This window comes from Tropicibacter alexandrii (assembly GCF_003667315.2).
Classification (GTDB): Bacteria; Pseudomonadota; Alphaproteobacteria; order Rhodobacterales; family Rhodobacteraceae; genus Tropicibacter; species Tropicibacter alexandrii.
The window spans coordinates 316,937-331,674 of sequence record NZ_RCTZ02000003.1 but is presented as its reverse complement, the minus strand read 5'-3'; the positions used below and the strand labels follow the sequence as shown (position 1 = coordinate 331,674).

The 14,738-nt window shown below is 65.1% G+C and carries 24 protein-coding genes; all 24 read right to left on the bottom strand.

Annotated features, from left to right (window positions below; all coding sequences use genetic code 11):
• Nucleotide 1: 1 nt before the first annotated feature.
• A complete protein-coding gene (locus D8Z78_RS06105) occupies nucleotides 2-937 on the bottom strand; it encodes a phage tail tube protein (protein ID WP_128910698.1) in 936 nt (311 codons plus the stop codon).
• Between the two features lie 3 nt (nucleotides 938-940).
• Entirely contained in the window at nucleotides 941-1,075 is a 135-nt protein-coding gene (locus D8Z78_RS25210; protein ID WP_255446336.1) for a hypothetical protein, read from the bottom strand.
• Nucleotides 1,072-1,503 carry a phage tail terminator protein gene (locus tag D8Z78_RS06100; protein WP_128910697.1) on the bottom strand — a complete coding sequence of 144 codons (432 nt, stop codon included), beginning with the start codon at nucleotides 1,501-1,503 and terminating at the stop codon, nucleotides 1,072-1,074. Before D8Z78_RS06100 ends, D8Z78_RS25210 begins: the two co-directional genes overlap by 4 nt.
• Nucleotides 1,503-1,934 (bottom strand): gp436 family protein, encoded by a 432-nt coding sequence (locus D8Z78_RS06095; RefSeq protein ID WP_128910696.1) that lies wholly within the window; start codon nucleotides 1,932-1,934, stop codon nucleotides 1,503-1,505. The genes D8Z78_RS06100 and D8Z78_RS06095 overlap by 1 nt, the downstream gene beginning before the upstream one ends.
• Nucleotides 1,935-2,030: 96 nt before the next feature.
• On the bottom strand, nucleotides 2,031-2,504 hold the full coding sequence (locus tag D8Z78_RS06090) for a hypothetical protein (RefSeq protein ID WP_128910695.1): 474 nt from the start codon (nucleotides 2,502-2,504) through the stop codon (nucleotides 2,031-2,033).
• On the bottom strand, nucleotides 2,492-3,385 hold the full coding sequence (locus tag D8Z78_RS06085) for a Mu-like prophage major head subunit gpT family protein (RefSeq protein ID WP_128910694.1): 894 nt from the start codon (nucleotides 3,383-3,385) through the stop codon (nucleotides 2,492-2,494). The genes D8Z78_RS06090 and D8Z78_RS06085 overlap by 13 nt, the downstream gene beginning before the upstream one ends.
• Nucleotides 3,386-3,400: 15 nt before the next feature.
• The gene (locus D8Z78_RS06080) at nucleotides 3,401-3,838 is read right to left on the bottom strand and encodes a hypothetical protein (protein WP_128910693.1); all 438 of its coding nucleotides are present in this window, start codon (nucleotides 3,836-3,838) and stop codon (nucleotides 3,401-3,403) included.
• Entirely contained in the window at nucleotides 3,838-4,857 is a 1,020-nt protein-coding gene (locus D8Z78_RS06075; RefSeq protein WP_128910692.1) for a phage protease, read from the bottom strand. Before D8Z78_RS06075 ends, D8Z78_RS06080 begins: the two co-directional genes overlap by 1 nt.
• 56 nt (nucleotides 4,858-4,913) lie before the next feature.
• Nucleotides 4,914-5,405 carry a phage virion morphogenesis protein gene (locus D8Z78_RS06070; protein ID WP_128910691.1) on the bottom strand — a complete coding sequence of 164 codons (492 nt, stop codon included), beginning with the start codon at nucleotides 5,403-5,405 and terminating at the stop codon, nucleotides 4,914-4,916.
• The gene (locus D8Z78_RS06065) at nucleotides 5,402-6,190 is read right to left on the bottom strand and encodes a phage head morphogenesis protein (protein WP_128910690.1); all 789 of its coding nucleotides are present in this window, start codon (nucleotides 6,188-6,190) and stop codon (nucleotides 5,402-5,404) included. The genes D8Z78_RS06070 and D8Z78_RS06065 overlap by 4 nt, the downstream gene beginning before the upstream one ends.
• A complete protein-coding gene (locus tag D8Z78_RS06060; protein ID WP_128910689.1) occupies nucleotides 6,190-6,441 on the bottom strand; it encodes a hypothetical protein in 252 nt (83 codons plus the stop codon). Before D8Z78_RS06060 ends, D8Z78_RS06065 begins: the two co-directional genes overlap by 1 nt.
• Entirely contained in the window at nucleotides 6,434-8,059 is a 1,626-nt protein-coding gene (locus tag D8Z78_RS06055) for a DUF935 domain-containing protein (RefSeq protein ID WP_128910688.1), read from the bottom strand. Before D8Z78_RS06055 ends, D8Z78_RS06060 begins: the two co-directional genes overlap by 8 nt.
• 10 nt (nucleotides 8,060-8,069) lie before the next feature.
• Nucleotides 8,070-9,704 carry a hypothetical protein gene (locus D8Z78_RS06050; protein ID WP_240672008.1) on the bottom strand — a complete coding sequence of 545 codons (1,635 nt, stop codon included), beginning with the start codon at nucleotides 9,702-9,704 and terminating at the stop codon, nucleotides 8,070-8,072.
• Nucleotides 9,701-9,976, bottom strand: a complete 276-nt coding sequence (locus D8Z78_RS06045) for a hypothetical protein (RefSeq protein WP_128910687.1) — start codon at nucleotides 9,974-9,976, stop codon at nucleotides 9,701-9,703. Before D8Z78_RS06045 ends, D8Z78_RS06050 begins: the two co-directional genes overlap by 4 nt.
• Entirely contained in the window at nucleotides 9,976-10,122 is a 147-nt protein-coding gene (locus D8Z78_RS24530; protein ID WP_164932897.1) for a hypothetical protein, read from the bottom strand. Before D8Z78_RS24530 ends, D8Z78_RS06045 begins: the two co-directional genes overlap by 1 nt.
• Entirely contained in the window at nucleotides 10,122-10,568 is a 447-nt protein-coding gene (locus D8Z78_RS06040; protein ID WP_128910686.1) for a ubiquitination-like system serine protease family protein, read from the bottom strand. Before D8Z78_RS06040 ends, D8Z78_RS24530 begins: the two co-directional genes overlap by 1 nt.
• Nucleotides 10,565-10,789: a hypothetical protein gene (locus tag D8Z78_RS06035; protein ID WP_164932896.1), complete on the bottom strand. Its 225-nt coding sequence runs from the start codon at nucleotides 10,787-10,789 to the stop codon at nucleotides 10,565-10,567. The genes D8Z78_RS06040 and D8Z78_RS06035 overlap by 4 nt, the downstream gene beginning before the upstream one ends.
• Nucleotides 10,786-11,352, bottom strand: a complete 567-nt coding sequence (locus tag D8Z78_RS06030; RefSeq protein ID WP_128910684.1) for a phage protein Gp27 family protein — start codon at nucleotides 11,350-11,352, stop codon at nucleotides 10,786-10,788. The genes D8Z78_RS06035 and D8Z78_RS06030 overlap by 4 nt, the downstream gene beginning before the upstream one ends.
• A 4-nt stretch (nucleotides 11,353-11,356) precedes the next feature.
• Nucleotides 11,357-11,653: a VpaChn25_0724 family phage protein gene (locus D8Z78_RS06025; RefSeq protein WP_128910683.1), complete on the bottom strand. Its 297-nt coding sequence runs from the start codon at nucleotides 11,651-11,653 to the stop codon at nucleotides 11,357-11,359.
• A 4-nt stretch (nucleotides 11,654-11,657) separates the two neighbouring features.
• Entirely contained in the window at nucleotides 11,658-12,023 is a 366-nt protein-coding gene (locus D8Z78_RS06020; protein ID WP_128910682.1) for a DUF2730 family protein, read from the bottom strand.
• Nucleotides 12,020-12,331: a hypothetical protein gene (locus tag D8Z78_RS06015; protein ID WP_128910681.1), complete on the bottom strand. Its 312-nt coding sequence runs from the start codon at nucleotides 12,329-12,331 to the stop codon at nucleotides 12,020-12,022. Before D8Z78_RS06015 ends, D8Z78_RS06020 begins: the two co-directional genes overlap by 4 nt.
• Before the next feature lie 3 nt (nucleotides 12,332-12,334).
• Nucleotides 12,335-12,898, bottom strand: coding sequence for a 3TM-type holin (locus tag D8Z78_RS06010; RefSeq protein WP_128910680.1), 564 nt, complete (start codon nucleotides 12,896-12,898; stop codon nucleotides 12,335-12,337).
• Entirely contained in the window at nucleotides 12,889-13,503 is a 615-nt protein-coding gene (locus tag D8Z78_RS06005) for a holin-associated N-acetylmuramidase (protein ID WP_128910679.1), read from the bottom strand. The genes D8Z78_RS06010 and D8Z78_RS06005 overlap by 10 nt, the downstream gene beginning before the upstream one ends.
• A gap of 82 nt (nucleotides 13,504-13,585) precedes the next feature.
• Entirely contained in the window at nucleotides 13,586-14,719 is a 1,134-nt protein-coding gene (gene tcmP / locus D8Z78_RS06000) for a three-Cys-motif partner protein TcmP (protein ID WP_164932895.1), read from the bottom strand.
• Between the last annotated feature and the right edge of the window lie 19 nt (nucleotides 14,720-14,738).

Here is a 14,738-nt window from a genome sequence, read left to right as displayed (position 1 = left end):
ATCAGGTGAAGGCCAGCGTGAACTGGTCGTTGCCGGAGCCGGGCAGCGGCTTGGCGGTCAGCGGCCACTCGACAAGCCCCTGTGCCTCGGTCGGTGCGCCGGGGCGCATGAGCTGGACGCGCGGCTGGGTCAGGGTGATGATCCGGCCCGCCGTGGCCTTTTCGTGGGTGAACACCATCGGCACGGTCGTCCCGGCCTCGGCCAGGGCGTAGGGGTTGAAGTCCGACAGCGCGCCAGCACGGATCTGCAGGTCGAAGGTCTCTGCCCGATCGACGATGGCGATCTGCTCATCACCGACCTCGAAGATCGGCTCGACCGTATTGCCCAGGTTGAAAGTGAAGGACCGCATCACAGCCGCATCGCCGTCGATCGTGAAGGCGCTATTGGCATCACTGACCACCACCGGCTCGTTCCATGCCGAATAGTCCGGTGTCGGCAACGTCGCGTCGGCGGGTTGGACGTAGAGGAAGGTCATGTTGACCTGAAGGATCGGCAGGCCGGACGCGTTCAGCGTCAGCGTACCGGTGCCGCGCCCACCCACGCCCTTGTAGCGAATGCCGTCCTTGTTGAAGTAGACGGTGGCGCTGTCGTGGTTGTCGCTGACCGGATTGTAGGTGACCGAGGTGCTGGCGACGATGGTCTCGGCCATCCCCAGAGCCCGCAGGATCGGACCAAAGGCGGGCGCCGTGCCGGCGGTGCCGGAGCCGACCAGCGCGACTTCGAACTGGAGCGTCGAGTGCAGGTCTGCGGGCTTGCTCGGATCCGCGCTGATGTAGGGCAGCAGATAGTCCATCTGCAGGTCCTGCCCCTCCATCGGGCTGTAGGTCGCGTTCTGGACCTTGACCGCATTGGCCGCGCCCGAGGGCGTCGGATCGGTGCCGTAGGTGCTCTCCAGCTTGAAGAGCATGGCCGTCTTGCGCCACTTCATCACGGGCATGGATCAGCCCTCCTTCTTCGGTGCGGGTTTCGGGGCAGGTTTGGCGAGCGCGCGCTCCTGCGCGGGCGCCTCGGTCTGCTTCAGCTTGCCTTTGGGGTCGCGGGTGTAGCTGCCACCCGATTGCGGTAGGTCGGTCATGTGTCGATCCTCAGATGGTCCATGATTTGGAACTCGATCACCCAGCTCATCAGGCCCGAGCTGCTGGGGGCAAAGCGGGACTGGCCGAGCATGAAGACGCCCACCTCGTCGGCAGGGGCCCAGCCACACAGCGCGTCGATGATCTCGGTCAGCAGGCTGTCGATGCGGGCCAGCGCAGCGGCACCCTGCCCGTCGACCGAGGCGAGGAACAGCACGACGCTGACGCCCTTGGTCACCTCTTGAGAAAACGTGCCGGTCATCGCGCTGGCGCGCCCGCCACGCATCGAGCTTGGCAGGACGTAGGCGTTGACCCCGCCCGAGGGCTGCGCGCCGCTGGCCATCAGCCGCGCGAAATCCGCCGCGGGGCGAACCCGCCCAGCAAGGTCCGTGACGCGGGCTTCAAGGCGTGTTTCGACGGAGTTGAGCATCAGATGAAGCCCTTCATCGTGGTCTCGGTGAAGGGGCGTTCGCGGTCGGTCAGCTGGGCACCGCCGCCGCCGGTGGTCTCGGCTGCCACACCTTCAGCGGCGAGTTGGATGGTGCCTTTGGAGATGCGTTCGAGGTCCTTGATCGCCATCTCGTAGTCGCGGGTGATCTTGGGGTTGGGCTCGTAGACATGCAGGACGTAGATCGCGATCTGCGCGGCGATCGCCGGGATCGGATCAGGCACGGCGGTCAGCGGCAGGGCATAGCGCCCGGCGAGGTAGCCGTTGATCAGCCCTTCTGTCTCCGAGATCGCCCGTGTCACCACGTCGGCGTCGATCGCGCGGGTCGGCGTGTCCGCACGGTCGGTGAGCTGGATCAGGAACTGGGTTCCGTAGCGCTCTTCGAGGTCAGACTGCGTGGTGTAGGCGGGCATGGGTGGCTCCGGGGTTCAAAGGCCCCGGCGGCAGTGAGGACAGCCGCCGGGGGAGGTCGACCGCCGCGACAAGAGCAGAAGCGCGGCTGTCGGTGATCAGTCTTCGGGCGGGACGAACTCGACCGTCAGCTTGGGGTCGGCTTCGATCATCTCGCGCTGGCCCGGGTCGAGGTCTGAGACGAGGATGATCCGCGGCTCGGGCGTGAAGCGGCGGCCGGCGCGCCAGCGGCCCTTCTTTGGGCCGGTCACGATGATCGCGCCTTCGGCACCGGGATCGGGTTGGGCGGGGGCTGTGTCGCCCCCACCCGTCCCCCCGGTATCCGGGACTGATGCCACGTCCCCGGATCCTGCGGCGGGTGCGGAGGCGGCAGTTTGCGCGTCCTCCGCACCCTGAGGCTCACCATCCGTGTCAGGAATGGGAGCGGACCTGGTCTGGTGGTCCGCTTCGGCCTCGGCGATCTTTTCGGCCAGCGTCTCGTCCTTCCAGTTGGAACGGAACGAGATGCCAAGCTCGGTGGCGCGCGCCTCCAGCGCCGCTCGGTCAGCCGCGCCAGCCATCAGGCCAGCCACGGCACGACCAGCAGCTCGGCGGTGCCCTTCCACTGGTTGGTCTCACCGCCCGAGCCGTATTCGGAATTGAGCAGCTTGCGCCCGGCGCTTTCCAGCGACGGCGGCACCACCAGCAGGTTGGGCATCAGGCCCAGCGGACGCCCGCCATCGCCGGTCATCCCCTGGATGGCAGCACGCGCGGCAGCGTAGCTGGTGGCGTCCAGCGTCTGCTTGGAGCCATAGGCCATCTGCGGGATGCCAAAGCCGACATTGCCCCGCCATTCCGCGCCGTAGATGAAGGTGTTGTTGTTGAAGACGTTGTCGTCTTCGGGGCGGTCCTTGTAGGTGAAGGTGACCGGCTTGCGCTCCTGCAGCAGGATTGGCTTGACCGCCTTGTTGGTGCAAAGCAGGAACCAGGGCGTGCCCGAGCCGCCACCGGTGTTCGAGAACACGGTCTCGTTGCCATCCTTGTCGGTGATCGGGTGATCTGTATCGAAGAAGTTCTGGCCATCCCAGCACTCGGTATCGAAACCCGCCTTGAGTTGGTCCCAGACCATCAGTTCCGGTTGGGATGCGGCGGCATCGCCCATAGCCGAGAACATCATCGAATACTGGCCGAGATTGTCGTCCTCGATGTCGTTGCGGTTGACTTCGACGGTCTTCTCGAAGTGGCGGTTGACGACGGTGTAGGACGCTTCTGCGATGCCATCGAGCTGACGGGGGCCGATCCACTCGCGCATACCCGACATCTGCTTGAGCCAGCCGTAGCTGTTCGAGGCGGTCGAGGAGCGGATGGTCGAGGCCACGCGGTCGCGCATGGTGGGGGCCTGCCCCATCGCGTTGCGGAAGGTGGTGTTGAAGCCGACGCGAAGCGCCTGGAGGTTTGCGGCATTGACGATCATGGTTCAGGTCTCCTGTCAGGCTGCCGCGGCGGCGGTCAGCGCCTCGTCGAAGCGGACCCAGACACCGGCAGTGTCCACATCCGCGACGATACCGGCGGGTGAGCGCGCCGAGCTGCCATCGGTCTTCGCGACGGTCTGGTCATCGACGGCGAAGCACACGGCACCGATCTCGGCGATGGTGATGGCGTCGGCGCTGGCCGAGTTCGCCATGAGGAATACGCCCGGGCGCGCCTCGGCGGTGACATCGCCCGCCGATCCGGCGGCGTTGTCGTAGGTCGCGTAGGCCACCCCAACGCCGACCAGGCCGGTGGCGGTCTGGCCCTCGATCAGGTGCCCGGCGGCGTTGCGCATCACCATGGCCCCGGTGAAGATCGTGGTTGCGGCGGCGACACCGCCGGCGACGAAGTCACCCTCGCGGCGCGGCGTCATGCGCCCTGCGGTCAAAGCAGCCATCAGACGGCCTCCTTCTGCTCAGCCTGCAACTGGGCAAGCATGTCGTCATGCGAGACCCCGATCAGGTCGGCAGCTTCGCGCTGCGCGGAAGTCAGTTCGGTGATCTCTTCGCGCGACGGCGGGCTCGAAGGGATCCGCGCGCGGCCCAGATTGGGCAGACGCTTGCACATGCGGGCCGCGCGATCCGGGTCATCGCGATAAATGACCGACAGATCTTCACGATCCTGGTCGGCGATGCCGACGCCAGCCGCGATCTGCTCCTTGATGAAGGTCTCGAACTTCATTTCGGAAATCTGCTCGGTCAGCGCCTGGACGTCAGACGCCTCTTCGGCTTTCTTGACGAAGCCCCGCGCCAGAACGGTCAATTCGGCAACTTCGGCACCGTCTTCGGCACCGAGAGCCGCTGCCAGGGCTGACAGGTCGACAGCTTTGTCAGCCTTGGCGCCCTCCTTCATCTTCGAGATCGCGGCGAGGATATCCTCCTCGCTCGCGCCTTCGCCAAGACCAAGGGCCTTGGCAATCGCGGACAGGTTCATGTCCGGGTCCTCCTGTGAAAGGGTGGTGATCGCCCCGCCCAGTGCGGGGGTATTGGTCAGGGAGGCATGCCAGATGCGCAGAACGCGCCCTGTGCCCTTTGCAGTCATCATGACGGGCGACACGCCAGTATAGGCACGCCCGCTCATGATCTCGGCCCCTTTGGCATTCCATTCGACACGCGCCCAAATTCCATCCGGACGCGCCTGCAGCTCGGAAATGTGGCCATATGCAGGGGCTTCACCGCCCTGAGGTCCGAGCTTTGTGGTGGCATGGTTGATGTCGATGAACAGCTTCGGACCAGGTGCGGCGAGACTGGCATCGATCAACGCTTGAGCGTCATCATACTGCCATGGCCCCCGGCCATCGATAGCCCGGAACGGCTTGCCGGGAGGCGGCAACAGGTGCAGCCATTCGGGCGCACCCGAAGCGGCACTGGTAAGCTCGATTGCCTCGATGGGCGCGGTTTGGAACGGGGTGCTCATGGGGCATTCATGCCCCGTTCAACACCCCCGTTACGTTGGGAACGTTGCTTTGCCGATCAGAGCCGCATTGCCCCTTCGAGATACTCGGCGATGATGTCGAGGATGTTCATCTCATCCTCTGGCCCGATGCCGAGGAAGGGGCGCGCCGGGATCGGGCCCCATGGGATCGAGGATCCGTTTGCCGCAGTGCCGAATGCGCCCTTGGCGGCGCCGAACTGCATGACAGCAGCGTAGATCATGTTCGAGCCCCAGTCGACGTGATCACGGCTCGCTTCATAGGCGATGGTGGTGGAAAGCGCCCGGGTCACGCCCACCAGCGGCCCGCCCTTTGGTCTATCACCACGCGCGGCGTAAGCATCGAGCGTGGTCTGGCTGCGCGGGGCCCAGACTGTGCCATCCGGCGCGGTCCCGCTTGCGAAATTGTCCTTGGTGCTGGTCAGCAGGTATTCGCCCACATCCTGCATCAGCGGTGTCAGGTCATCGACAGCCCCGGCCAGCGCCAGAAAGGCCCGGCTGATCTGGTCGGTGGTGACATCGACCCGGATCATCCGTCGCCACCTCCGAAAAGGTCCGCCAAAGCCTCGCCAAGCGCCTGCGCCAGCTCGGGCGGCAGCGTGGCGCGCTTGGCAGCGACCAGCGCATTGATCTCCTCGGCCACGCTGCGCCCGGGCGCATAGCCCCAGCCTTTGCCGATGCCCTCGGGCTCTCCGGTGCGCAGATCGCGCAGGTCCCAATCGTCGGGCAGCGTCTTGGACGGATCGCCTCCCAGCCGCTGCGCCCCGCGCAACGACCGCGCGCCCACGACATAGCAGGAGCAGCCCCAACCGTTCGGTGGGAAGTGCGTGAGCCAGAACGGATGGTCAGCGGGCAGGATAAGCCCGTCCCAGCCCAGATGCTGGATGCGCGGATCGCGCGACCCGCCGTGCCGGTAGACCCAGTATGTGAAGCCTGCCGCCTGCAGCTGGGCAAACCGGCCCGCCGCGTAGGTCGACAGCATGTTGGTCTGGTAGATGACGCGGGTGCGCCAAGCGCGCCCCTTAGCCGTCTCTTCGCCGGTCCAGCCGTGCCAGCCGTTCTTCTCGACAATCTGCCGAAAGTCCTTGCGGAACTCTTCCAGGCTCGTGCCCTGCTCGATCGACTTGCCGACGGCCTCGGCCAGATCGGCCAGCAGATCGGCCTTCATCGCGCCCGCCACCATGAAGGCGCGGTCGTGCTGCGCCTTCTGGATGTCGTCCCAGGCGCGCGTCGGAACGAGGTTGCCCAGGCGCAAGCGCCATGCGGTGACCTGCTCAGCAAACGGCTTGCGGAAGGTGGCGTTGATCGTCTCGGCCATCAATCCTCCTCGCCGGGCACGCCGGTTTCAAACGCCGCGTTCCATCCATCATTGTGACCGATGACGTAGAGCCGATCTGACTTGAAACGGGTAATCGCCGCATCCTGCTCGATCAGCTTTGCGCGCGCTTCGATCAGGGCATGCGCAGTGACGCCGAGATTGCCCAGCCCCTCGATCATGTCCGATAGGTCACGGCACAGCGCCCTGACAGCCGGGTCCTTGGGAATGGCGAGATCAATGAGATCAGCCATCGGCCTCGTCCATTACGGCAGCGCGCCCGCCCAGCGCGGTCGCGGCGAAGGCTCCGGCCAGAACGCGGGTCAGGCCATCGGTCGGCAGGTCTGGATACGCGGCCAAAAGCATCTCGCGCGCCTCGTCGAGGTCTGATGCGCGGGCCAGCATGGCCTCGATCTGCAAGAGCATCGCCTCGATCTGAGGCGCGGCCTCGGACGCCAGTCGATCCGCCGCCGGAGCCAGAGACGCTGTGCGGCCCTCTGAGGGGCCTTCGGCGCTCAGGGCCACACTGTCCCGCTGCGGGTCGAGACGGGTATTCAATGGGTATTTAACGGCGCTCTCAGCGGGCATTGCGCCGGATTGGCCCGGCTGCTCCCCCGGCTGCGGGGCGGTTTGGGACGAATTGCCCAAGATCCGCGCCCCGGCGGCAGGCGCGCGCAGGCCGAACTTCTCGCGAATGTCGCCCTCGTCCACTTGCATACCAAGTTCCACCCAAGGCGTCACGGCGCTTGTCCAGGCGGCGAGGTCCTCGGCCTCGGGCCGGGCGATGACGATCTTGGGGTACTTGCGCCGCTCGCCGAAGTTCAGGTTGACCATAGGCACGACCAGATCGCGCGTCAGGATCGCCGCGAGCGCCGTTGCATCCGCGCGCTCGATGTCTTCCTGGACGGCGCGGTGCTCCTTGCCGGAGCCCAGCCCGCCGACCTCGGCATCGGTGGTCGCGGTCTGGCCTAGCACCGCCTTCGATACGTCCTTGTTCAGGCTGTCGGCACGGCGCTCATAGAGATCGATCGAGCCGGAGATGTTCCCGGACTGGATGAACTCGATCATCATGCTTTCCGGGATGATGCCCGCGCAATCGCCCGCGATGTTGGTGACGGCGCGCATCAGCGTGGCGCGGTCCTCCTCGGTCGCATCCGGACCGAACTTGCCCAGGCGCAGCGGCTGGCCGTAGGTCTGGCAGAAGATCGTCCAGTCGCGCTCGACGAACATCCTGAACAGGTAGGGCCACATGACGACGCGGGCGAGGCCGGACCTGGTCATGATGCCCGACTTGGCCGCCATCCGGGCCACAATGAACTTGTAGGGCTTCAGCGGTTCGAGCTGGCCGTCATCGCCATACATCAGCGGCGTGTTCAGGTCCGAGTGATGAAACCCGAACCAGCGCGGGTCGCGCAGCTCCAACCGCTCGGGCTGCCACTGCCCTTCAGAATGGTCCCAGATGATCTCGGTCAGGCTGTAGCCCTTGCCGATCGCATCGAGGATGTGAAACAGCTCGTCGGTCAGCTCGCCCCGGTCCAGCCAGTCGCGCACGAACTGCGCGGCCTCCTTGTCGATCGGATCGTCCGAGGCGTCCTTGACGGTGATCTCCAGCTGGCTGACCGACCGGCGGCGCGTGCCCAGGACACCGAGGTAGTGCGGGAAGCGCTCCTCGATCGTCTCGGCCAGTTCCAGGTAGCGCAGCGGGTCCCCCGCATCGGCCTCGCGCAGGATGTTCGCCAAGCGCACCGGCGTCAGCCCGTCACCCGGGTAGCCCGAGATCTGCGAGCGCACGCCGGAGAGGCTGGGCCCCGCCACGTCTCGGGTCAGGTCGGCGCGCTTCACGGGGCGGCCATATTGGTCGAGCAGGGCCATGTCTGTCTCCTCAGATCAGGCCGCGCAGGTGGCGGCCCAGCGGCGGTTGCCACCAGGGGCGGTCGGTATCGGTTTCGGGATCGTCCAGAGCCGGGCGCAGAGCGGGCGCGGACTGGTAGTCGTATTCGGAAAACTCCTGCCGCGAGGCGAACCACGCCAGCGCGCCGGCCACGGCGCTGTCGCCGTGGCGTTCGAGGCCATCACTGCCCTTGAACCGGAAGTCGCGCGGCACACGGATGATGCCGTCGACGAACTGCAGCGCCTGGTGGTCGCGCAGGACGTCCTCGTGGCGCGGCAGGACGATGGTGCCGTCGGCAAAGGCCTCGATGTAGGGCGGCATCTCGGTCTCGTACCAGGCGCGGCTGAAGGCGACCTCGACGATCCGGCTGCCGTAGCGCATCGCCGCCTCTTCGGCGAGATACGCGCCGTTGCCCGTCCGGTCGACGGCGCCCTTGACGAAGCGCGGCAGACGGTCACCCACGAAGAAGAAGATCTCCTTCTGCTGGGCGAAGGGGATGTTGCGCAGTTCCACCACCAGCTTCCAGCGGCGGCGCAGGTCGACCCCGATCTCGGCCACGACGATGTCGGTGGCGTCCCCTGTGCGGGCGAAGTCCTCGCCCAGGACATGCTGGCGGTCGGGATCGAGCGCCTTGAGCACCGGCAGCAGCTCGGCCTCGCACCACGTGCGGATCTCGGCGGTGCGCCGCTCGGCCGGGGCGTTCTTGAAGGCGTCCGGCTTGATCAGGCGAATGAACGGGATGCCGTCCTGCATGCAGTTCTCGATCTGCACACGGGTCAGCGCGGCCCCTTCCATTTCGGACGGGATCGCGTCGAGCTCCTGCTGCATCGCGGCGGTGCGCGCTCCGTAGGAGCCGCGGATATTGGCCTCCCAGGCGTCCTGTTTCTCCTGATCCCATTCGTCGCCCTTCATCAGGCAGACGCGCTTGAAGAGGCCGTTCAAGACGGCGTCAGCGAAGGTGTAGCGGTGGACCTTCCAGGCGCTCTTGCCCGCCCGGGCCTCGCGGACCAGTTCGTTGAACGGGTTGAGGTGACCGTTGTGGGTCGAGATCACGCGCACGCGCCCGCCCCAGATCAGCATGGCGTTCACGGCATCGATGACCTCGCGCACGTCGCGGTGAAACGCCGCCTCGTCGATCGCCACCGTCCCCTGAAGGCCGCGGATGTTGGCCGGGTTGGACGACAGCGCCTCGACCCGAAAGCCGCTGGCAAAGCGCACACGGTAGGCGGTGATCTGTTTGGTCGAGCCGTCCTCCTGCTGATCCTCGAAGATGAACTCCTCGATCTCGGCCAGCGCGCCGAGGATCACCTTTGCGAAATGCGCGACATAGCCGATGAATTCGCGGCCCTTGTCCTTTGTGTCGCCGATGTAGAAGCAGTTCTGCCCGCCTGCCGACCGGCTGGCTGAGGCGATCAGCATCTGGTCCAGAGCCTCGGCAAAGGTGATGCCCGTCCGCCTCCCCTTCTCGCAGATCTTCAGGTCCGAGCTGTCCTCAAGCCAGGTCTTCTGATGCTCCATCAGAACGCCATCGGCCAGCGGATCGAGATCCGCCGGGATGTCGGCCCCGGTGGGCAGGATGTCCGGCAGCTTGGCCGGATCGCGGGCGAGGTGCGGGGCGGTGGTCACAGGCCAGCCTCCCGGCGCAGCTCTTGGATGCACAGACGCGCCCGGCAGAACTTAGGAAAGCCCTGGTAAGCCCGGCGTTCTTCCTGCGCCTCGAAGTTCATCAACCGCCGCTGCAGACCGTACCAGCTCCGGCCATCGACCCGCTCACCCGCCAGCAACGCGCGGATCTGCGCGGCGGCTTCGGTGCAGGTCCGGGCAATGTGCTTGTCACGACCTGTCCAATAGGTCGCGCTGGCATCCATGTCGTTGGCAATCTGGGCTGGGGTGGCCATCACTTCTTCCCTCGCCGGGTCGCTTTGCGCGCCTTGCGTTGAGCCTTGCGGCGGGCCGTCTTGACCGGGTCCGCAGCCTTGGGTGCCGGTTCATGGGCTTTGAATTGCCGCTTCAGCGCGGGCAAAAAGGGCAGCACGAAGAGCATCAGCAGACCTCCCAGTAGCCGTCGCGCAGCCAGCCGTGCCAGCCCTTGCATACCCCGTTGGATGCCTGTTTCACGGATGGGTGCAGGGTCGGCTCGGTGGTCGAACCGTTCCACTTCCAGCTCGGACCGGCCATGTGCGGCTTGTGCTCAATGCCCACGGTGATCCGGCTGACCTGCCCGCAACCACAGGGGCAGATGAACCACATCGCCGAGACACCACCGTCGCCCGGATCGGTGAAGAACACGGCGCCGGGATGGCCCTCGGCCCGCTGAGCACGACGGTCGAGGTACAGCAGCGCCCGCAGCGGCCCAGCTTTGGCCTCTTGGACGAGCTGCGCCACCTGCCCCTCGGGCAGTCCGGTGGCATCGGCGGTCTCGGCCTGGTCGAAACCCTGCGCCAGCAGGCGGCGAACGGTCATTTCGCGGGCGGCAGAGGTTTCGGTCATGTCGATGTCTCCAAAGCGGGTTCGTCATCGAGCGAGATCAGGTACGGCTCGCCCCGCCACCACGCGACCTCGGCGACGTCACCGAGATGGGTGCGGAACACCTCGCGCTGGCCAAAGACCCAGGCGAGGAAGGCGGCGATGCGTGGCCCCTTGCGCCAGCGCCAGTCGCCGACCAGCAAAACGGCATCTTCCACGACGGGAGGGCGGCGATTGGCGATCATGCGCGCAGCCCCAAGAACTCGCGCCGCAGCGTTGCCACGGCCTCGGGGGATAGGCCCGCCTCGGAGCTGACGGCCTCGATCCGCTCTTCGGCCTCGACCAGCGCCGCCTCGCGAGCCTCGCGGGCCACACGGGCGCGCTCATCGGCCAGCAGCTTCTCGCGCATGCCCGAGCTGCTCATCAGGTCCTTCAGCATCCGGCCCAGGCTCATCAGGTCCTTGGGTTCCAGATGGCCTCCGTCCTCGCGGACGCTGTTGATCATGTGGACGGCGCTGGTGGCGATCATTTGCATCAGCACCTTGTGCAGCTCACCCTCGGCCTCGATGTCCATGTCGGACAGCAGCGTCTCGGCCAAAGCAAAGGCCTCGCGTTGGTCTTTCAGCGCCTTGGAGAAGTCGCCGACCGAGGTCTTGCCGATGGTGATCTCGACGCCTTCTTCTGCCAGCCGGGAGTTCAGGGCATCGGTCACGGCGAGGATGTTGCCGAAGCCCTCAGCCGCCAGCGTCTCGGCCAGCCAGCGGCGCATGTCCTCGGGGATCAGGTCCAGCTTCTTGGGGGGCGGCATCGGATCACACCTTCGGACGCGGGCGCTGGATGCCGGGATAGGTGGCGATGCCTTGGGCGATTTCGATCCCGCGAACGGTGCCGGTGGCGATGACGACCCCTGCGATGGTCTCGATTGTCAGCATGCCTGCATCGCGCAGCCAGTGCAGCTCGCCCACGACCTGGTCACGGGTGTAGCTGATCCCGAAGCGCGGCAGCAGGTCGGTCATGATCGAGACGTTGGAGGTGTAGCGCGGGGCGTCCTCCAGCATGCGCAGGATGGACAGGCGCGCGTGCTCTTGCAGTTCCTGGGCGTAGGACATCGGTTCAAGCCTTCTTCAAAAGGTGGTCTTCGTGGCGGCTGACGATCAGTTCGAGCCGGGACACGACCTTGGCGTTGCCTTCCATGACGGCCTCCATCCGCTGGAGCGTGCCTGCCATCTGGGTCATGTGCAGGTCGATGCGGTGCAGATCCTCGCGCGACGGCATGCCGTCGACGGTCTGCTCGGTCCGGGCGATGCGTCGGTCGTGCTCGTTCAGTGCGGCGGCGAGGGCGTCCATCCGGGCGCTGCCCTTCTCGAACCGCTTGTCGAACTCGGACTGGCGCGTCCGCCAGATGGCGGTGATCACCGCGCCGATCGACAAGACCAGCGCAGTGGCATCGACAGCCACCTTGATCAGGTCATAATTCACAGCGCGTCCCCTTTCGGCGGCAGCGCCTCGGCCAGCGCCTCATAGGCCTGCCCGCTCGCGATCAGGCATGTCATGCCGTTCGCCATGGTCACGGTGATCGTCCAGGACCCGCCCTCGATGTTGGCAAAGACCTCCATCACAGCGTTGTTGGACCCGAGGCCCACCGCCTGGCGGCTCTCGCCGTATTTGTCGGCGAGGCGCGCGACGACCTGGTCGCGGGGCGCGCAGTGCTGGAGGTTCTGAGCCATCGTCGGAACGGCAAAGAGCGCGACGATGGCCGCGAGCGCGGACAGGTAAAGACGGCGCATGGGTCACTCCTTCTGGGTGATCGAGCGCCACTCCTGCAGCGCCGGGTTGGTGGATCGGGGCAGATCGGGATGGGGGGCCGGTCCAGCATCCTCAGGCGCGTCGAGCGCCTGCAACTCCTCGCGTTGCGTCAGGACCGCCCGAGACCGGGCCACAAGGCCCGCCATGTCGCGCTGAAAGTCGAGATCCTTGACCTGCGCCCGCCCCCCAAAAAAGAAGGTCACGACCACGGTGATCAGCGCCCAGACCGGCGTCGGGATGATTGCCCAGGCGGTGAACACCTCGGCCATGAAGCTCGGGTCGCGCACCGTCCAAACCAGCAGCAGGAAGACACCCAGCGTGAAGGCCGGGCGCGGCAGGCGGTTCAGCCCGTCGACAAAGCTGTCCCACAAGGTGCGATTGGCGCGGCTGGAAAACTCGGCCGCGAACTGCGACAGCGCGGCGGCGTCCAGGTCGTGCCCCCGCGCCGATGCCGCCTCGGCATTGACGCGGAACACCTCGGCCACCTCAGCCACGGCATTGCGATTGCCACCGAACAGCGTGGCGAGGATCTGCTGGATCAGCCCCATTTCGCCACCCGCTGCTGGAATTCAGCGTCGGTCATGTGCCACTTGGGCGACATGAACTCCTCGGCGCGCCGGATCCAGCCGCCCTTGCCGCCATCTCGCCTGCGCGCGTATTTGCGCGAAGCCGGGCGGCGATCAGCGATGCCGAAGTAGTAGTCGCGTCGGGCGATGCCATAGGCGTCGCGGATGTGATCCGGAGCCTTGGCCGCAGCACGGCGCGCCGCTCCGATGGTCTGAGGGCCAAGCGCGCCATCGATGAAGACGGTCTCGCCCATATCGACGAGCAGCCGCTGCAGGATGCGGACCGCGTTGGCACCTGCATTGACCTGCATGTCAAAGACGGTGTCCTGCAGCACCTCGGGCAGCTCGTCGATGCGCGGGCCGAAGAAATAGCGTTCTAGGAAGATGTCGATCGCGTGGTCGCGGCTCAGCGCCTGGACGTCGAACTTGTCGATGTCACCGTCGCGATCGAGGTCCCCCCAGGGGATGTTGCGCAGCGTGTGGATCGTGACGCCGTATTTGGTCGGACCGCCCGGATCGTCCGGGTCGTTCACATAGCCGCCCTCACGGTCGACGATGGCTTTGGCAATGGCGCGGGGGGTCTGCATGCTCTGGCTCCTGTCTTGTGGACAGGGTGCCGGAGATCGTCAGGGCGTTACGGGGGGAAGGTTGTCTCGCAAACTGCGCATCCTAGTTGCGGCAGCGGATTACATCCTCTTTCCTAGGCTTTTTTTTACCAAATTCCTTCCAAGGTGCCTCAAGAACACCTCTTCCAGCGAGAGAGACGACTTCATCGCCAAGTTCGGTGCGTCTCAAAAAGAGCGATTGCTGGATGGTGGCCACCAATTCATCAAAACGGATGCCGTCCGGTGAGCGTTGCACGACGGCCATGATCTCTTCAGCTGCTCGCTTTTGGTGGCTTCTTCGAGCAGTCAAATATGGCCCAATAATCTCTAGCTGGCCTTCCGACGTTCCGAAGAAGTCCATCTGGCGCGGGTGAACTGATTTCTGATACCTGCGCCTGTCATGCTCAGAGAGCGCCCCAAACTCAGCGTCTCTCATCACTTCCATACCAAGTGGGTGGTTAGTCGCGTAAGCCAAGTTGAAATGGATCTCGTTCCGATCAGGATTATGAATCGGAGATAACCCTGCGTATTTGTATCCTAGGTCGGCCCGCAACATCTCGAGATATTCCTCTTCAAGCCTTTCAATCGACACACCCTTCTCGAGCAGCCGATATGCCCTAGTATCACCAAGCAATTCGATCAGTGCAGCTGCGCTCCCTGCATGGGCGCTTGTGACAAAACGGGTGAGGAATGATCGCATAACATTTACGAACACCTCGGTCCTTCGGCCTTTGAAGGTTGCAAGAGTCGATGGCGGGAACCCTGTATAGCCTTTTGGATCAACGAAAAGGAGGCGGAACTTGTTTGTCGAAGCTGCGCGGATAGCTTCCGCATTATCCTCGAAACGTCCCTGAAAAATTTTCACATCCACCAAAGGAAAGTCGGACGCGCGTCTGTCCACAAAATCAGATAGTTTTGCAAAAGCTGCAGGGTCTAGTTCGTTAAAGATGCATCGAGCCCGCGCCATCGGATTGCTAAGCTGGACGTCTTCAACAGCATCCGAAAGAGTCTGCACCGCGATCCCTATGGATGTGTCGGAAAGCCCGTCCTCATCCCGATTGTCCCATGGCCCACTGAAGCCATCGATAAAGTCCAAGGATCCGTATCCGCGCAGAATTTTTTGCGAAAACGGGACCAAGTAGCGGCGCAAAATCTCATGCTTTGCTTCTGTCTGTTCCCGGTTCTGATAAATACTCAATCGCCTAACTCCGAATCCT

Coding starts and splice junctions, on each gene's coding strand:
- D8Z78_RS25210 (WP_255446336.1), bottom strand. CDS start 1,075: ATGACCGACCTACCGCAATCGGGTGGCAGCTACACCCGCGACCCCAAA.
- D8Z78_RS24530 (WP_164932897.1), bottom strand. CDS start 10,122: ATGCTCTTCGTGCTGCCCTTTTTGCCCGCGCTGAAGCGGCAATTCAAA.
- D8Z78_RS06040 (WP_128910686.1), bottom strand. CDS start 10,568: ATGACCGAAACCTCTGCCGCCCGCGAAATGACCGTTCGCCGCCTGCTG.
- D8Z78_RS06060 (WP_128910689.1), bottom strand. CDS start 6,441: ATGGCTGATCTCATTGATCTCGCCATTCCCAAGGACCCGGCTGTCAGG.
- D8Z78_RS06055 (WP_128910688.1), bottom strand. CDS start 8,059: ATGGCCCTGCTCGACCAATATGGCCGCCCCGTGAAGCGCGCCGACCTG.
- D8Z78_RS06010 (WP_128910680.1), bottom strand. CDS start 12,898: ATGGGGCTGATCCAGCAGATCCTCGCCACGCTGTTCGGTGGCAATCGC.
- D8Z78_RS06075 (WP_128910692.1), bottom strand. CDS start 4,857: ATGAGCACCCCGTTCCAAACCGCGCCCATCGAGGCAATCGAGCTTACC.
- D8Z78_RS06085 (WP_128910694.1), bottom strand. CDS start 3,385: ATGATCGTCAATGCCGCAAACCTCCAGGCGCTTCGCGTCGGCTTCAAC.
- D8Z78_RS06015 (WP_128910681.1), bottom strand. CDS start 12,331: ATGCGCCGTCTTTACCTGTCCGCGCTCGCGGCCATCGTCGCGCTCTTT.
- D8Z78_RS06100 (WP_128910697.1), bottom strand. CDS start 1,503: ATGCTCAACTCCGTCGAAACACGCCTTGAAGCCCGCGTCACGGACCTT.
- D8Z78_RS06070 (WP_128910691.1), bottom strand. CDS start 5,405: ATGATCCGGGTCGATGTCACCACCGACCAGATCAGCCGGGCCTTTCTG.
- D8Z78_RS06025 (WP_128910683.1), bottom strand. CDS start 11,653: ATGTCCTACGCCCAGGAACTGCAAGAGCACGCGCGCCTGTCCATCCTG.
- D8Z78_RS06030 (WP_128910684.1), bottom strand. CDS start 11,352: ATGCCGCCCCCCAAGAAGCTGGACCTGATCCCCGAGGACATGCGCCGC.
- D8Z78_RS06035 (WP_164932896.1), bottom strand. CDS start 10,789: ATGATCGCCAATCGCCGCCCTCCCGTCGTGGAAGATGCCGTTTTGCTG.
- D8Z78_RS06065 (WP_128910690.1), bottom strand. CDS start 6,190: ATGGCCGAGACGATCAACGCCACCTTCCGCAAGCCGTTTGCTGAGCAG.
- D8Z78_RS06080 (WP_128910693.1), bottom strand. CDS start 3,838: ATGGCTGCTTTGACCGCAGGGCGCATGACGCCGCGCCGCGAGGGTGAC.
- D8Z78_RS06095 (WP_128910696.1), bottom strand. CDS start 1,934: ATGCCCGCCTACACCACGCAGTCTGACCTCGAAGAGCGCTACGGAACC.
- D8Z78_RS06105 (WP_128910698.1), bottom strand. CDS start 937: ATGCCCGTGATGAAGTGGCGCAAGACGGCCATGCTCTTCAAGCTGGAG.
- D8Z78_RS06005 (WP_128910679.1), bottom strand. CDS start 13,503: ATGCAGACCCCCCGCGCCATTGCCAAAGCCATCGTCGACCGTGAGGGC.
- D8Z78_RS06045 (WP_128910687.1), bottom strand. CDS start 9,976: ATGGCCACCCCAGCCCAGATTGCCAACGACATGGATGCCAGCGCGACC.